This is a genomic window from Prochlorococcus marinus str. MIT 1013 (genome assembly GCF_027359395.1).
In the GTDB taxonomy this organism is placed as follows: Bacteria; Cyanobacteriota; Cyanobacteriia; order PCC-6307; family Cyanobiaceae; genus Prochlorococcus_B; species Prochlorococcus_B marinus_E.
In genome coordinates, this window is the sequence record NZ_CP114778.1 from 148,305 (window position 1) to 163,718 (window position 15,414).

Annotated in this window: 17 protein-coding genes; 11 read left to right on the plus strand and 6 right to left on the minus strand. The window is 33.7% G+C overall.

What is annotated here, in order from left to right:
- Nucleotides 1–41 precede the first annotated feature (41 nt).
- Complete coding sequence (locus O5633_RS00780; protein ID WP_269611284.1) at nt 42–1,220, plus strand: pyridoxal-phosphate-dependent aminotransferase family protein; 1,179 nt, start codon at nt 42–44, stop codon at nt 1,218–1,220.
- Here the strand turns inward: O5633_RS00780 and O5633_RS00785 are convergent.
- Nucleotides 1,213–1,671, minus strand: coding sequence for a nucleoside deaminase (locus O5633_RS00785; protein WP_269611285.1), 459 nt, complete (start codon nt 1,669–1,671; stop codon nt 1,213–1,215). The two genes, O5633_RS00780 and O5633_RS00785, sit on opposite strands and share 8 nt — an antisense overlap.
- A 154-nt stretch (nt 1,672–1,825) precedes the next feature.
- Between O5633_RS00785 and O5633_RS00790 the strand changes: the two genes are divergently transcribed.
- On the plus strand, nt 1,826–3,196 hold the full coding sequence (locus tag O5633_RS00790) for a pyridoxal phosphate-dependent decarboxylase family protein (RefSeq protein WP_269610105.1): 1,371 nt from the start codon (nt 1,826–1,828) through the stop codon (nt 3,194–3,196).
- A gap of 113 nt (nt 3,197–3,309) precedes the next feature.
- Here the strand turns inward: O5633_RS00790 and O5633_RS00795 are convergent, their stop codons facing one another.
- Genes O5633_RS00795 through O5633_RS00805 form a run of 3 tightly spaced genes read right to left on the minus strand, consistent with a single transcriptional unit; the run spans nt 3,310 to nt 5,870 of the window.
- On the minus strand, nt 3,310–4,863 hold the full coding sequence (locus tag O5633_RS00795) for a DUF697 domain-containing protein (protein ID WP_269610107.1): 1,554 nt from the start codon (nt 4,861–4,863) through the stop codon (nt 3,310–3,312).
- An 18-nt stretch (nt 4,864–4,881) separates the two neighbouring features.
- Nucleotides 4,882–5,364, minus strand: coding sequence for a signal peptidase II (gene lspA, locus O5633_RS00800; RefSeq protein ID WP_269610108.1), 483 nt, complete (start codon nt 5,362–5,364; stop codon nt 4,882–4,884).
- Complete coding sequence (locus O5633_RS00805; protein WP_269610109.1) at nt 5,361–5,870, minus strand: biotin transporter BioY; 510 nt, start codon at nt 5,868–5,870, stop codon at nt 5,361–5,363. The genes lspA and O5633_RS00805 overlap by 4 nt, the downstream gene beginning before the upstream one ends.
- A gap of 147 nt (nt 5,871–6,017) precedes the next feature.
- Here O5633_RS00805 and O5633_RS00810 point away from each other — a divergent pair, with 147 nt between their 5' ends.
- Complete coding sequence (locus O5633_RS00810; RefSeq protein WP_269610110.1) at nt 6,018–6,239, plus strand: NAD(P)H dehydrogenase assembly family protein; 222 nt, start codon at nt 6,018–6,020, stop codon at nt 6,237–6,239.
- Nucleotides 6,240–6,257: 18 nt separating this feature from the next.
- Here O5633_RS00810 and O5633_RS00815 read toward each other — a convergent pair whose 3' ends face one another.
- The gene (locus O5633_RS00815; protein WP_269610111.1) at nt 6,258–7,505 is read right to left on the minus strand and encodes a M16 family metallopeptidase; all 1,248 of its coding nucleotides are present in this window, start codon (nt 7,503–7,505) and stop codon (nt 6,258–6,260) included.
- 2 nt (nt 7,506–7,507) lie between these two features.
- Nucleotides 7,508–8,740, minus strand: a complete 1,233-nt coding sequence (locus O5633_RS00820; protein WP_269610113.1) for a M16 family metallopeptidase — start codon at nt 8,738–8,740, stop codon at nt 7,508–7,510.
- A gap of 367 nt (nt 8,741–9,107) precedes the next feature.
- On the opposite strand from O5633_RS00820, the gene O5633_RS00825 reads away from it, so the two are divergent.
- The 8 genes from O5633_RS00825 (at nt 9,108) to tsf (ending at nt 15,412) form a co-directional block, all read left to right on the plus strand.
- Entirely contained in the window at nt 9,108–9,833 is a 726-nt protein-coding gene (locus tag O5633_RS00825) for a phycocyanobilin:ferredoxin oxidoreductase (RefSeq protein WP_269610115.1), read from the plus strand.
- On the plus strand, nt 9,827–10,744 hold the full coding sequence (locus O5633_RS00830) for an efflux RND transporter periplasmic adaptor subunit (protein WP_420063618.1): 918 nt from the start codon (nt 9,827–9,829) through the stop codon (nt 10,742–10,744). The genes O5633_RS00825 and O5633_RS00830 overlap by 7 nt, the downstream gene beginning before the upstream one ends.
- Nucleotides 10,744–11,919, plus strand: coding sequence for an ABC transporter permease DevC (gene devC, locus O5633_RS00835; protein ID WP_269610118.1), 1,176 nt, complete (start codon nt 10,744–10,746; stop codon nt 11,917–11,919). Before O5633_RS00830 ends, devC begins: the two co-directional genes overlap by 1 nt.
- A 35-nt stretch (nt 11,920–11,954) precedes the next feature.
- Entirely contained in the window at nt 11,955–12,647 is a 693-nt protein-coding gene (locus O5633_RS00840) for a DevA family ABC transporter ATP-binding protein (protein ID WP_269610119.1), read from the plus strand.
- A gap of 36 nt (nt 12,648–12,683) precedes the next feature.
- Entirely contained in the window at nt 12,684–12,839 is a 156-nt protein-coding gene (locus O5633_RS00845; protein WP_011293689.1) for a hypothetical protein, read from the plus strand.
- Between the two features lie 91 nt (nt 12,840–12,930).
- Nucleotides 12,931–13,863, plus strand: coding sequence for a glycosyltransferase family 2 protein (locus O5633_RS00850; RefSeq protein ID WP_269610120.1), 933 nt, complete (start codon nt 12,931–12,933; stop codon nt 13,861–13,863).
- 140 nt (nt 13,864–14,003) lie between these two features.
- Entirely contained in the window at nt 14,004–14,696 is a 693-nt protein-coding gene (gene rpsB / locus O5633_RS00855) for a 30S ribosomal protein S2 (RefSeq protein WP_011293691.1), read from the plus strand.
- Nucleotides 14,697–14,755: 59 nt separating this feature from the next.
- On the plus strand, nt 14,756–15,412 hold the full coding sequence (tsf, locus tag O5633_RS00860; protein WP_269610121.1) for a translation elongation factor Ts: 657 nt from the start codon (nt 14,756–14,758) through the stop codon (nt 15,410–15,412).
- Nucleotides 15,413–15,414: the final 2 nt, after the last annotated feature.

Below are 15,414 nucleotides of genomic sequence, written 5' to 3' on the forward strand. Positions count from 1 at the left end.
CACCCCGACTTTGCCTATCGCCTTTTAGGCTCGGTAGATATATAAACCGATCTGTTTTCTTGGCCACTCAAATTCTTCCTTCTGTTGATAATCAACATCGTAAAGATTTTGGTCCAACTGTTTCTCCTGAAAGGTTATTGCTTGGGCCAGGCCCATCAAACGCAGATCCTGCTGTTTTAAAAGCACTCTCTCAGCCTCCCATTGGTCATTTGGATCCTTTTTATGTGGACCTGATGAGTGAGGTTCAAGAGTTGCTTAGATATGCGTGGCAAACCAGCAATCGATTAACACTCCCAATGAGTGGTACTGGAAGTGCAGCAATGGAGGCAACATTGGCAAATGTTGTTGAGCCAGAAGATACGGTTTTAGTTGCTATCAAAGGATATTTTGGACATCGACTTGCGGATATGGCAGGTAGGTACAAAGCAAATGTAGAAACCATTCAGAAAGATTGGGGAAATGCATTCTCACTTGAGGAAATAGAAGATGCATTGAAAAAACATAACCCAGCTGTTTTGGCAATTGTTCATGCCGAAACTTCAACAGGTGTTTGTCAACCTATGGATGGAATTGGTGATTTATGCAGAAAATATAATTGTTTACTTCTTGTAGACACAGTAACTTCTTTGGGAGGCGTTCCTCTTTATTTGGATGAATGGAAAATTGATCTAGCATACAGTTGCAGCCAAAAAGGATTAAGTTGCCCTCCAGGATTAGGTCCTTTTTCAATGAATAAGAGAGCGGAAGATAAAATGTCTAATAGAAAAGATAAAGTTCCTAACTGGTATCTAGATGTCTCTTTGCTTAATAAATACTGGGGTAGTGATCGTGTATATCATCACACCGCTCCTGTAAACATGAATTTTGGCATTCGAGAAGCGCTTAGATTGTTAGCTGAAGAAGGATTAGAGATTTCATGGGATAGACACAAGAAAAATGCTAAATCGCTTTGGATTTCTTTAGAGAATATAGGTTTGGAATTACATGTGAAAGAAGAATTGCGCTTACCTACGCTAACAACAGTGAAAATACCTGAGGGTGTTGATGGTAAGGCATTTACTAAGCATTTACTAAATAATTTTGGAGTTGAGATAGGAGGTGGTTTAGGTGACCTGGCTGGAAAAGTATGGAGAATTGGTTTGATGGGATATAATTCAACTTCTAAGAATGTAGAAAAAATAATAAATATCTTTGAAACTGAATTACCTAAGTTTAGATAATGAATTTTTCTTTAGCTAAAACTCTTTTATCTTTAAACCAATCCACGATAACCTTTCTAGATTCTTCTTTCATTATTCCTCTTTCAATCAACATTCTGTGATGGGCACTTTTGTGCTCAGCTAGATTAATACTTCCACCTAGTGCTCCTCTTTTTGGGTCTTCAGATCCATAGATAATCCTCCCCATTCTTGCTTGTATTATTGCGCCCGCGCACATTGGACATGGCTCCAAATTTACTATCAATGTACAGTCATTAAATCTCCAATCATTATTTATCCAAGAAGCTTGTCGGAGTGCAACTAATTCCGCATGACCTAAAGGATCTTTCATTGCTTCTCTTCTATTCCCCCCATAACCAATACATCTACCTCTTTTGTCGAGAATAACTGCAGCAATGGGAACTTCCCCTCTCTCGCCTACAAGTTTTGCCTTGGTTAGCAATCTTGTCATCCACTTTATTTTTTCTTCCTGACTCAGTGAGATTGGTTTTGACAATTTTTTAGATGATTGGAGAATTATCAAATAAAATGTTTATCTGGAGATTAATCATTTTTTTTTTGTTTGAACTGGATCATCCAATACTACAAATAGAGACTTATTTTCTTTGGACCCTTTCGCATCACCACACAATTTAGATAGAGAATTGCATTCTTTACTTGCTCAAGCCTCAAGTAATCTTTGTGATTGGTTTGCTGAATCAGGCAGTCAAGCTCCAATCCCTGATTTATTTGATTTACCAGAGGTCTTTCCAGCAAAGGAAGGTGTATCTAATAATGTTTTATTGAGCGAACTTCAATTATTAATGAATGGTTCCTACCGACCCTCCCATCCAGGATCCCTTGCTCATTTGGACCCACCTCCTCTATCAGCTTCAATTGTAGGAGAACTAATTTGTGCTGGTTTAAATAACAATCTTTTAGCTGAAGAATTATCACCTAGCTTGTCATCCTTGGAAAGAAAACTATGTAAATGGTTTTGTCATAGGTTGGGTCTTGGTGATTTATCTGGAGGTGTAGCAGCAAGCGGGGGAAGTTTAAGTAATTTAATGGCTTTAGTAATGGCAAGAAATATTGCTGGCCTAGAAAATGATCCTAGTGCTGTGTTTTTTGCAAGTGAAGATTGTCATGTCTCATTCTCAAAAGCTCTTAAGATTATGGGTCTTAAAAAGGAATCTTTACAAAAAGTTCCTACGGATGAAAACGGTAAATTAGATATTTCTTATTTGTCTTCTAATTTAAAAAAAATACAATCTGAGGGAAAGAAATGTTTCGCCATCGTAGCGACAGCAGGTACTACTGTAAGGGGAGCTATTGATCCACTCTCTGGGATCGCTCAATTTTGCCAAAAAGAAAATATTTGGCTTCATGTTGATGGAGCAATTGGTGGGATTTACGGCCTCTCAAAAATCACTTCGGAAATTGTTAATGGTTTAGGTTCCGCTGACTCCATAACTATTAATCCACAGAAATTATTGGGCATCGCAAAAACTTCATCTTTACTACTTGTAGCAGACAAAGATCATCTTTCTTCTACTTTTTCAACTGGATTACCTTATGCCGAACCAATTACAGGGAATGACTTTCATCGAGGAGAGCTTGGAATTCAGGGTACTAGATCTGCTGAGTCATTGAAATTATGGATTGGCTTAAGACAATTGGGTGAAGAGGGTATTGAAAAAATACTTTTAGAGTCTATTCAAAGAAGATGCTATTTAGAATCAATAATTGATTTATCAAAATTTAAAATAATATCAGGACCTCTTCATCTTTTAGCTATAACACCCATCAATTTCACTGCTTCTCAAGCGTCCGATTGGTCTGTAAAAACGAGAAAAACTTTGTTAGCTAATAAGTTTATGCTTTCTAGACCAATGTATGGAGATAGATATTATTTAAAAGCTGTTATGGGAAACCCTAATACTAAATCTAATCATTTGAAAACCTTAGCTAATCTTATTAATCATTCAATTATTTGATTTTTAAATGAATAAGGATCTTTTTAATAAGAAAAATATATTGGCATTAATAACAGCTTTTATATCAATTTTGATTGGCCTAATATACTTGGCATTTGTTTTTGTTTTGGATTTTAGAGGTCCGATGAGTCCTCCCCCCTCGGAGGCCTTGATCTCGGCGGTAGTTTTTTGACTTTTTTTTCAACTAAAGGATCAATAACCCTTTCATAAGCTCTTCTAATAAAACTTTTGAAGTACTCATCCCTTTTGTTTAAGTTATAATGATATTCAACAACTTCTTGGATTCCACCGTCTCCCCAATTTTGGTCTTGTTGGAAATAGGTTATAAAACTTGCTCCAGCAATCCTAGTTAGCCAGGATACACTTACACCTTGAATTACTTTGCTAACAACTAATGTTGGAAGTGACAAACTTAATGTTGAGCTTATTAGTGAAACTCCCCCATTAACTAAACCCATAGTTGCCAGTATTTTTCCTACTGAAAAAGCTAACTTTTTTGCTCTCTCTTTTGTGATTTCAATACCATAGATTTTTGCGATTTCAATTACCATTTGTGCATTCACAGCCGCAGCAGCGATCATATCTATAACTGGTAATGGTGTTAGTATTAATACTCCGCTACTTAGCCAACCATACTTGTCAATACATTTTTTGGCTGATTGACTTCTTTGCTTAACTAATAATCTCTTCCCTTCTTTACCAAGATTACTACATTGAAGCAATATATTATCTGCGATCAACTCTTCACCTTCTTCATGTAAAATATTTGCTAATCTTCTAATTAAACTATTGATTTCAGGGTCTGGTTGATAAGGCTTTTTGCCAGGTATTGAAATTGTCTGAGGAGATGCTGATGTACAAATAATATCTTTTGGCTCAATAAAATCAAAACATTTTGAATTGAGAATTTGAATTAATCTTTTCTCTTCATTTTCTCCTCTTAAATCTATTTTATTAAGAACAAGTAATAGCCTTTTGCCTGATTTAGATAAACTTCTGATTGTTTTTGTTTCTTCAGAACGTAAATCACCTTCTATTACTACTAACATTAAATCAGATTTACGTGCTTCGAGTAAGGCGCTTTTTTCCCTCTCACGGCCTTCTTCCCCTGCTTCTAATATTCCTGGAGTATCAATAATTTTTATTCCTCTCGAAAGTCCTTTAAGTTTCAGCCGGAAGGTCTCTTTTACTCTTGTTGATCCCATTTCAGGGCTAACTTTGCCAACTATTCTTTTTAAAAGAGCTCTTATTAGTGAGGTTTTACCGCTTGAGCCAATTCCAAATACTACTAAAATGATATCTCCTCTATCTAACTCTAATGAAACTCTATCCTTTTCATCCTTTAGTGCCTGAGCCTTGACTTTGTCATTAATTAATGTGATTAATTGATCAATACTTCTTAATGATTTGCCTGCGGCTTGCTTTTTGCTTGTTAATGACAGATTTATTGAATTACTATCACTTTTAATCTTGAATATTGATTTTAGATTTATTTTCAACCAATCTATCTTTTTTGAGTAACTTAAACCACCTATTATGATCACTGTTATTAATATAGCAGGGATATTTATTAATCTAATTATTGCTCCAATTAAGCCTACAAATGTCAGGCTAATGAAAATTATCAATATATAAAATAATATTTTTTTTGTATTATATGTTTTCATGTGATAAAAACCATTCTTTTAATACTTTATTCTTGATTTATCTTTGGAAATAATTATATCAATTATAAAACATATAATAGCAATATTTATTGATAAATCTGCTACATTGAAAATAGGAAAATTAATTGGAACTAGATCTAAAAAATCAAGAACATAGCCTCTAAATAATCTATCAATTCCATTACCTACAGTCCCACCTAGAAGGTATGCAAGCCCCCTTAAATTCCAAAAAGATTTTGGTGGAAATTTTAATATAATAGTAATTAATATTAATGAGGCTAGAATACTTGTAATAGTGAGTAAGTTTGTAGAATTGCTAAAAAGACTAAATGCAGCTCCTTTGTTTTTTACTAATGTGAGATTTAATAAATTAGGAATAATATTTTTAGATCTTTCAAAACCTATGGTATTTAATATTAAAAACTTACTGAATTGATCTAAAAAAATAATATAAAAAGAGGTAGATATTATTTTCATGCGTCTATTCTTAAATGAAGTCATTTTAGTATTAATATACGTTTTAGTATTATTGATAATAAACTTATTGATATGCATAGTAATAATTGAGTTGGAAAAGGTATGAAAGAATTTATTAAAATAAGATCGGATAAATTATCTAACCAATTTCCAAATATTTTACCAAGAATTAGATAAGTAATACCTATAAGATGCACAATCCCTAATGATAAGGCTGTATAAAATGTATAATTAATTAGATTAGCTTTTGAATTTTGTTTGGCTAAAAAACCACATGTCCAAGCAGCAGGAATAAGTCCTAATAAATATCCAAATTCATGAGTTAAGATATAACCAACACTACCTCCTCCATGAAAAACAGGTAAATAGAATAAGCCTATAATAAGATAGGAAAGTGCAGAAATTGTTCCGATTTGAGGTCCGCAAAGCAATGAAGTCAAAAAAAGCCCCTGGATTTGCCAATTGCTATTAAGTGGGATAGTTGAGAGAGATAGGTCTTCTTTAGGAAAAATTATAGATGATGGTAACATCGCGCAAACTATGATTAACATTACGCCTGTTATTGCTTTTATTCCGCTACTAAATTTTTGCAATGAATTTATTTAGCAACTCTTATACATTATTATTTACAAATTGATTGATATGTCAATAAGATCATTTAATGCTATTTATTCATAATGAAATTTTCAGTTGGAGAAAAAGTGTCCTTACAAGTTCCTTTGCCATACTTGAAGACTGCAGATTCTATATCAATCTTAAGACCGCCAGACCTAGTATCTCTTGATGAGGTTGGTATAATTATTGGAATAAGGCAAAATGATTTGTTAGAGGTGAAATTTAGAAGGGGCAATTTCTTGATTCCTTCTGAAAGACTTAAGACTTTGGATGAAGATGGCTGACAATTAAATGAAACTTGATTAAATTTTCCAGTCATTACTTATTTTTTGAATAACTTCTTTGTTGCTACAAACGCTTAGCAATGGGTTCTTTAAATATTTATTTGCAGCTTCCTTGACTTCTTTACTAGTTATATTTTCGAGTCTTAGTAGAATTTCTTTATCGTGATCCTTTGTTAGACCAATTCCTAAAAGATGAGCTTTATGCTCAGCTCTCTGACTAATACTCTGTAAAGAATGTGCCATTTGACCTCGATATTTTATCTTTGCAAGATCTAATTCTTCAGCCGATATTTCACTTTCAATAATTTTCTCCCAACTCTCTTTTAGTAACTGAAGAGTAAAGATTGCTTTCTCTTCAGTTGTAGAAGCGTGCATAATAAATGGTGTTTGATTCTCTCTTATAGGGTGATAAATTCCAGCCTCATAAACTACTCCATACTTTTCTCTGAGAACCTTAAATAATAAACTTGTCATTCCATAACCTAAGTAGCATGATAACAGTCTAAGCAAAATATCTGATTCATTATCATATCTAATTGTTGCTTTACCTAGAAGCAGAATGACTTGTTTAGTATTTATTGATCGTGTATAAATACTGGTTTTTTGTTTAGAAAGAATTTCATTTTCAACATTATTTTTATATGTTTGATTTTTATTAGTAAAATTATTATTAAAACCCTTAAATGCGATTGTATTTTCTATAAAATTGTCTATATCAATTGGAAACTTGCCTGAAATTACTAAGTTCTTTTTTCTATGAATTAATAATTTTGAGATTGGCAATATATGTTCTTTATTAATTTTTTTTATATCAACGATTGATCCCAGTGGATCATGACCATATGGTCCATTACCATATACCATTTTTCTCCAACCATCAAAAGCTAATTGATATGTACTCTCTTTTTGTCTTTTAATGGCTTTTATTGTTAGATCTTTTTCTAATTCAATCTGATCTGTTTGAAGTAAAGGTTTTGTAATCATCCAACCAATTAAAGGAAGAAGTTTATAAGCATCACTTTCGACACATTTAAGACTTATTAGAAGACCATCTTCGTATGTGTCACAATTTAAACTTGATCCAGAACTTTCTACGATTTCAGCAATTTGCTTATTATTATATGGTCCACAACCTCTAAGCATTGTTGCACTTAGAAGTTGATGAATTCCTTTTTTATCTTTTGGATCATTTCTACTACCATCTTCTATCCAGAGTTTTGCACACATTATATTTTTGCTATTGAGTTTGTCTAGAATTATATTCATATTTATTTCTCAGGTTCAGCAATTAATGTAAATGCATTTTCTGGATCAAATAATGGAAAAATTAATTCATTTAAGCGTGAAGTAGTCCAATATGAAATATCATCTATAGATTTTAATATTGACTGGTGTCGACCCCATAAGGCCTGATTACCTAATGCTGAGGCAATTTGAGTACTCAACTCTAAGCCAAAGTAAATATTATTTATGACTAATTTTTTTGCACGTTCCAAATCTTTATGAGTAATTAAACCTCTATTTAATTCTTTTAGTATTTTATTGATTTCACTTTCGGCAATTTTAAGATTTTCTTGCGGACAGCTGATGTCAAGAAGAATTAATCCACCCTCCTCAAGTATTTGTAAATCAATATCTATTGATTCGATAATACGTTTTTCTTCTCTTAAGTCCTTAACAATAAGACTACTTTTACCGTCGCATAACATTGTGGCTGCAATTTCTGCCCCTAAAATTAAGACCTGCTCTTTTGCAGGATGAAGCTTCCAGGCTTTTAATATTCTTCCTCCCTCAAGCCTAGGAATTTTTTCTTTTTTATAACCTTTATTAAAAGTCGTCTTGCTACTTATATTTGTTTCTTCTGCAATTGTTTTTAATTCTTTAAGTTTACTGTTATTAATTATCGAATAAATATCTTTTGGCAATTCTCCAGCTATACAAAGTGTACAGTTTTTACCTACATAATGATTTTTATGGAATAGTTTCATTTGTTTAGAGTTTATACTTTTTACAGTCTTTTCATCACCCAGTATTGGTTTAGAATATCTATGAGGTGTTAAACATTCTTTTAATAACTTCATATAAATAATTTCATCTGGTTGCTCAATATTCTGAGCGATTTCCTCTAAAACTACTTCTTTCTCCATTTCAAAGGCGTCTTGTTCGATTTTCGGAAATAATAATAATTCTAATATCAGTTTTAGTCCTTCTTCCATCTTTTCTGGTGGTACAAGAACGTGATAGTGAACATCGTCTAAACCAGTTGCAGCGTTACTACTTCCACCAAGAGATTCAATCCTTAAATCAAATTCACCTTCTTTAAGGTTCTTACTGCCTTTAAATATCATATGCTCTAAGAAATGTGCCATCCCTTCTTGATCTTTCATTTCATAAAGACTTCCTCCTTTGCACCAAAAGTCTATACAAGTCAATGTTGATTGTTCTATATCTGCTACAACACATGTAGCACCATTAGGTAAAGACCAATGATTTACTTTCATTCTATATATCTTAAAGGACGCTAAATCTTTATGCTATATGAATCTAGCGAATGAGATTTATAATTTTAAAATCCGATAGGTTTGAATTTCTTAAATTGTAAAAGATTAATTTGATATTTATATAATTTTTATATCTATATTTTATTTTGTATTTAAATTATCCTTTTTTACTTACTTTACTTTAGTATCCTATATTTTTCAAAATATAACCTTTGAACTCTTTGTGCTTATTCACTTGTCTTTGCAAAAAAAATCTCTTTTTTAGTTCTTTTTAGCCTTAATAATCATATAATATTCTATAAGTATATTTATATATAAACAGTTTCTATGAATCTTATTCAAACCCTTTTAGCCTTGAGTTCTGGTTTTGAAGTCAGTTTTTAGCACTCAAAGTAAATTGAATCCTCTTTTGCTTGAGGCTTTCGAACTTATCAAAAATAGAATCAATTCGTTGACTGATGTTGAACCTTTAAACATTGACCCCAAGTCCAGCAAAATTTATAGCAACCTAAATAAGGAGGAATTATTTATTACCAACGAGTTTTATCAAGCAAAAGGATTTAGGAAAATTCATTTGGAAGTCGCAATGCTTGGAAAATCATTGCAAATACTGCATTGTGTTTTTTTCCCTGATCCATGCTACGAACTACCCATATATGGTGCTGATTTGGTAGTTAATTCAAATAACATATCTGCCGCAATTGTTGATTTGTCCCCTGTTGGGAAACATTTGCCTGATTCCCTGATTGCTCAATTGAGATCAATAAAATTCCCTAAATTCAATGAACCTGGAAAGATTCCACAATGGGGATGTATCTTTTCTCCGTATGTATGCTTTATTCGTCCAGTTGATTTTCTCGAAGAAAAATTATTTTTAAAACTCATTGATCAATATTTATCACTATTATTATCTTTACTGGCTAGAGTAGAACCTGACGATATTAATTCGTTGGATACAATGGATAGACTTAGTTATCAAAAACGATATTGCTCAAATCAGAAACTTAATGATAAGACCAGGGGTATCTTAACTAAATTCTTTGGTTCGTCTTGGGCTGATAAATATATCAATAAAATCCTTTTTGAATGTTAGTTATGTTTAAATATTTATCTTATAAATTCCTTTTTTCTCTAGGCATTACTCCCTTGTTTTTGATTTCAATTAGTGGATGTAATAATAAAGATTTAGATGCAAATCAATCTATCAATAATACTGAAGTTGTTGATAGGATTGAAGGTGTAGCAGCTTTAGGACAATTGAATCCTCTTGGCGAAGTAAGAAAATTAGCAGCTCCAAGTAGTGCTAAGGGTGGCACGCCAAGACTATCTAAATTATTAATTCGTGAGGGTGAATCTATTATCAAGGGTCAAATCTTAGCTATTTTTGATAACCGTCCTAAACTTGAAGCTAATTTAAAATCTGCACAGGCTAATTTAAATATATTAATGAGTCAAATCAGTATAAAAAAAAGGGAAATCAATAGATATCAAACTCTTGTTGATAAAGGTGCAGTTGCGCTAATTGTTTTAGACAAGATGAAAGATGATTTGCTTATTTCTGAGACTAGTATTTTAAAGCTTAAATCTACCATCGATGCTATTAATGTTGATTTAGAACAAACACAATTAAAAAGTCCAATTGATGGTATTGTTCTGCAAATTTTAGTTCGTGAAGGTGAGAGACCAAATTCGTCTGGTGTAATCAATGTTGGCGCTAACCAATTAATGGAAGCGCTTATTGAAGTGTATGAATCCGATATAGATAGAGTTAAATTAGGTCAAGATGTTGATTTGATAAGTGAGAATGGTGGATTTAAAGGGTCTTTAAGAGGTCAAGTGAGTTTGATTAGTCCACAAGTCAGGCAAAGAAGAGTGCTTTCAACGGATCCAACTGGCGATGCTGATTCAAGAGTTGTTGAGGTTAGAGTAAAACTTGATAATGTATCAGCTAAAAAGGTCTCTCATCTAACTGGAATGAAAGTGATTGCTCGTTTTCTGCCGTAGTGGGTTTAAATAATCTTTTAAAACAAAGAAAAATACCTCTTGCTTGGCTTTTGCTGACAAGACAACCTTTGAGAATATTGGTAGCTATCGCAGGAATTGCATTCGCAGGAATTTTGATGTTTATGCAATTAGGTTTTAGAGATGGGTTGTTTGACGCAAGTGTTACTGTTCATAAGCTGTTTGACGCAGATCTGGTTTTAATTAGTCCTCGCTCAAAAAGTTCAATAAGCATGAGTGGGTTCCCTCGAAGAAGATTAGTTCAAGCCATGGCACATAAGGACGTTTTAGGAACAACAGCTGTTAATTGGAATTTTTTACTTTGGCGAAATCCTGAAAATTTATCAACAAGATCTATTCTTGCTTTAGGTTTTGAGCCAAGTAATCCATTATTAATTGATTCTGATTTCGAAAGAAAGGCTGAAACTCTAAAAAATAAAGGAAGAGTTTTGTTTGATGATCTTTCCAGAGATGAATTTGGGCCTATATCTTTATGGTTTAAATCAGGGCGTTTAGTTGAAACTGAAGTTGCAGGTAAAAGGGTAAGAGTTTCTGGAATAGTTAGTTTAGGTCCTTCCTTTGGAGCTGATGGAAATTTAATAACTAGCAGTGAGACATATTTAGATTTATCTCCAGGGAATCCTAAAGGAAGTATTGAAATTGGTTTAGTAAGGTTAAAGAAGGGATCTGATGTTGAGAAGGTTGTTCGTTCTTTGAATTTAAGTTTGCCTAGTGACGTTAAAGTTATGTCTTTGAAATCATTTATAGATTTTGAAAAGAATTATTGGAAAAGTAGTACATCGATTGGATTTATTTTTACCTTGGGTGCTGCAATGGGATTTATTGTTGGTTGTGTAATTGTTTATCAGATTCTCTATAGTGATGTAAGTGATCATTTGCCTGAATATGCAACCCTAATGGCTATGGGATATAACTTAAGGAGCCTATTAGGAGTTGTAGCTAGAGAAGGATTCATTTTATCAATTATGGGATATATTCCTGCCTATATTTCAGGGCAAGCTTTATATGCTTTGGTTAGATCATCAACTAAATTACCTGTTGAAATGAGTTTTAGTAGAGCATCAATTATATTTTGTTTGATACTTTTTATGTGCATGGGCTCAGCTTTAGCTGCTATGAAAAAATTGGCTGATGCAGATCCTGCTGAGATATTTTGATGAACAAATCGTATGTTTTTATATTTAAATAATTTATGACAAATATGAATAATAATACTTTAAATATTGCTTCTTTGAATCACTGGTATGGTCATGGAGATATGAGAAGGCATGTTCTTCAGTCCATATCAATGGAAATTTCTCCTGGGGAGGTTGTTTTACTTACGGGACCTTCGGGATGTGGAAAAACTACTCTTTTAACCTTAATTGGAGCTCTTCGTAAAGTTCAAGATGGTGACCTTAAAGTATTTGGTAAACAACTTTTTGGAGCCAGCAGAAAAACTAGACAGAATCTTAGAAAAAATATTGGAATGATTTTTCAAGGGCACAATCTTTTGAGATGTCTTACCGCTGAACAAAATGTGCAAATGGGTGCTGACCTTTTAGATGGATTTTCATACAAGGCTCGAAGGGCGCAGTCTAGAGAATGGTTAAGATCTGTTGGATTAGAAGACCACTTATCTAAGCTGCCGCAAGATTTATCAGGTGGCCAAAAGCAGCGAGTTGCCATTGCCAGAGCTCTTGCCGCTAGACCCAAATTACTATTAGCAGATGAACCAACATCTGCATTAGATAGTTCAACTGGTAGAGAAATTGTTGATTTGTTAAAAAAACTAGCTTTAGAACAATCCTGTTCAGTGTTGATGGTTACTCATGATCCGAGAATTTTGGATGTAGCAGATCGTCTCTTGAGAATGGAAGATGGCCAAATATTGCCCTCTGTTTAGTAAATTAGATAGATATAAAATTTGTTGGAACTGAGCATGTCCAAAAGACGAAATCTTAAGAAAGAGAAGCAAGAGAGAAATAGGGCTTATGCAAGGAAATTTAAGAAGCGTAAGCTTCGCAATGATGGTAGGGGAGAAGGAGCAGGTAACGGTGTTACAGGTACTGCAAATAACGGTGGAGCAGCTGATTAATAATTTCTATTCAAATCAGAAAATATTCTTTTTAAATCTTTTAATTTAAAGAGTTTGAACAAAAACCTTGAATTCTATTTTTTAATTTGGGATGTTAATTAGCGTTGTTATACCGACTTACAATAGACTTCCTATACTAAGAAAGTGTCTAATTGCATTAGAAAATCAAATCTGGAATGAAGAAATCTACAATTACGAGATTGTAATTGTAGATGATGGATCAACTGATGGGACTATTGATTGGCTAAGAAATAATATCGAGACTTTTCCCCACCTAAGATTTTTTGAACAAGACCATGGGGGGCCAGCTCTAGGAAGAAATCTTGGAGTAAACAAGTCAAAAGGTGACTTAATTGTTTTTATTGATAGTGATCTGGTTGTTGACAAGTATTTCCTTAGGAGCCATGTTGAATCCTTACTAAAGGCTTGGAAAAAAATTGGTAATAGAAAATGCTTTACCTATGGATCTGTAATTAACACTTCTAATTTTACTTACCCAAATTCTGAACCTTTTAAACTACAAGACTTGTCTTGGGCTTACTTTGCTACTGGAAATGTTGCTATTGATAAAAGGGTATTAGAATTATCTGGGCTTTTTGACCCTTCTTTTCGACTGTATGGTTGGGAAGATTTGGAATTAGGAGAAAGGCTAAGAAATATGGGAGTAAAGCTTATTAAATGTCCAAAAGCTATTGGATATCATTGGCACCCAGCATTAGCTCTTGATCAAATTCCTGATTTGATTCGAATTGAAAAAGAGAGAGCAAAGATGGGATTGGTTTTTTATCGCAAGCACCCAACTTTGAGAGTAAAGTTTATTATTCAATATACTTTTATTCATCGTTGTCTTTGGGAATTTTTAACTCTTGGTGGACTTATTAATACAAAAACTCTTAAACCTCTCTTGGCTGTTTTAATCAGGAATGGTCAGTCTGGTTTGGCTATGGAATTGTTAAGACTTCCTCTTAATTTGATTGGAGTGAGACAAATTTTTAGAGAAGCATCATTAATTGGACTTCGGTGAGCCATGATTTGTTAGATTAGTAGTGCAATTTAAAACCGCACACCTGATTGTTTCGGGTGATAAATTAAATTTTGATTGTTTAACCAAGATTTAATTTATCCCTGTCGGGTGGAGGCGAACCCGGAACCCACAAAAAAAACATGGCTGTAGTTTCTCTCTCAGAGATGATGGAAGCTGGTGCTCACTTTGGGCATCAGACAAGAAGGTGGAACCCTAAGATGTCCCGTTACATCTATTCTGCTCGTAATGGAGTACACATTATTGATTTGGTAAAAACCGCTGTTTGTATGAACAGTGCTTATAAATGGACAAGAGGAGCAGCAAGAAGCGGTAAAAGATTTCTTTTTGTTGGCACTAAAAAACAAGCTTCCGAAGTTGTTGCTCAAGAAGCTATCAGGTGCGGCGCGTCCTACGTTAATCAAAGATGGTTAGGAGGTATGCTTACCAATTGGACAACCATGAAAGCGAGAATTGATCGACTTAAAGATCTTGAAAGAATGGAATCAAGTGGTGCTATCGCAATGCGCCCCAAGAAAGAGGGAGCCGTATTGCGTAGAGAATTAGAACGACTGCAAAAATATTTAGGCGGTCTAAAAGGAATGAGACGGTTGCCCGATGTTGTCGTTTTAGTTGATCAAAGGAGAGAAACAAATGCTGTTCTAGAGGCTAGAAAACTAGATATCCCCCTGGTATCAATGCTTGATACTAATTGCGACCCAGATCTTTGTGAAATTCCGATACCATGCAATGATGATGCTGTCCGATCTGTTCAACTTGTTTTGGGTAGATTAGCTGATGCTATTAATGAAGGGAGACATGGCCCGAATGAGTAGTTAAAATAAATTTATTTGATAGATTCTTATTACCTTATTTCTCGTTACCCCAAATTAAAATGCCGGATATAACAGCTAAACTCGTCAAAGAACTGCGAGATAAGACATCCGCAGGAATGATGGATTGCAAAAAAGCCCTAATTGAAAATAAGGGTGATATGGAAAAGTCTATTGAGTGGTTAAGACAAAAAGGCATTGCTAGTGCAGAAAAAAAATCAGGCAGAGTAGCTGCTGAGGGTGCTGTTGGAAGTTACATACATACAGGTTCTCGAGTTGGAGTCCTTCTTGAATTGAACTGCGAGACTGACTTTGTTGCGAGAGGAGATTTATTCCAAGGTTTATTGAGAGATCTGTCTATGCAAGTCGCTGCTTGTCCTAATGTTGAATATGTAAGTGTTGATCAAATTCCAGAATCAATTGCTAATAAAGAGAAAGAAATAGAAATGGGCAGAGATGATCTTTCAGGCAAGCCTGATCAAATAAAAGCTAAAATTGTTGATGGAAGAATTGGAAAGAGATTAAAAGAAATGGCTCTCTTGGAACAGCCATTTATAAAAGATAGTTCATTAAATGTTGAAGAATTGGTAAAACAAGTTGCTGGTAAAATAGGGGAAAATATAAAAGTTCGTAGATTTACTAGATATACTCTTGGTGAGGGGATTGAGGTACAAGGACCTGACTTTGCAGAAGAGGTTGCATCTATGACTTCAGGTTAATC

Bases quoted from the DNA above. Each gene is read 5' to 3' on its own strand.
- O5633_RS00810 (WP_269610110.1), top strand. From the start codon at position 6,018: ATGAAATTTTCAGTTGGAGAAAAAGTGTCCTTACAAGTTCCTTTGCCA.
- O5633_RS00830 (WP_420063618.1), top strand. From the start codon at position 9,827: ATGTTAGTTATGTTTAAATATTTATCTTATAAATTCCTTTTTTCTCTA.
- O5633_RS00785 (WP_269611285.1), bottom strand. From the start codon at position 1,671: ATGACAAGATTGCTAACCAAGGCAAAACTTGTAGGCGAGAGAGGGGAA.
- O5633_RS00805 (WP_269610109.1), bottom strand. From the start codon at position 5,870: ATGTTACCATCATCTATAATTTTTCCTAAAGAAGACCTATCTCTCTCA.
- O5633_RS00840 (WP_269610119.1), top strand. From the start codon at position 11,955: ATGACAAATATGAATAATAATACTTTAAATATTGCTTCTTTGAATCAC.
- O5633_RS00845 (WP_011293689.1), top strand. From the start codon at position 12,684: ATGTCCAAAAGACGAAATCTTAAGAAAGAGAAGCAAGAGAGAAATAGG.
- O5633_RS00850 (WP_269610120.1), top strand. From the start codon at position 12,931: ATGTTAATTAGCGTTGTTATACCGACTTACAATAGACTTCCTATACTA.
- O5633_RS00815 (WP_269610111.1), bottom strand. From the start codon at position 7,505: ATGAATATAATTCTAGACAAACTCAATAGCAAAAATATAATGTGTGCA.
- rpsB (WP_011293691.1), top strand. From the start codon at position 14,004: ATGGCTGTAGTTTCTCTCTCAGAGATGATGGAAGCTGGTGCTCACTTT.
- O5633_RS00795 (WP_269610107.1), bottom strand. From the start codon at position 4,863: ATGAAAACATATAATACAAAAAAAATATTATTTTATATATTGATAATT.
- O5633_RS00820 (WP_269610113.1), bottom strand. From the start codon at position 8,740: ATGAAAGTAAATCATTGGTCTTTACCTAATGGTGCTACATGTGTTGTA.
- lspA (WP_269610108.1), bottom strand. From the start codon at position 5,364: ATGACTTCATTTAAGAATAGACGCATGAAAATAATATCTACCTCTTTT.
- tsf (WP_269610121.1), top strand. From the start codon at position 14,756: ATGCCGGATATAACAGCTAAACTCGTCAAAGAACTGCGAGATAAGACA.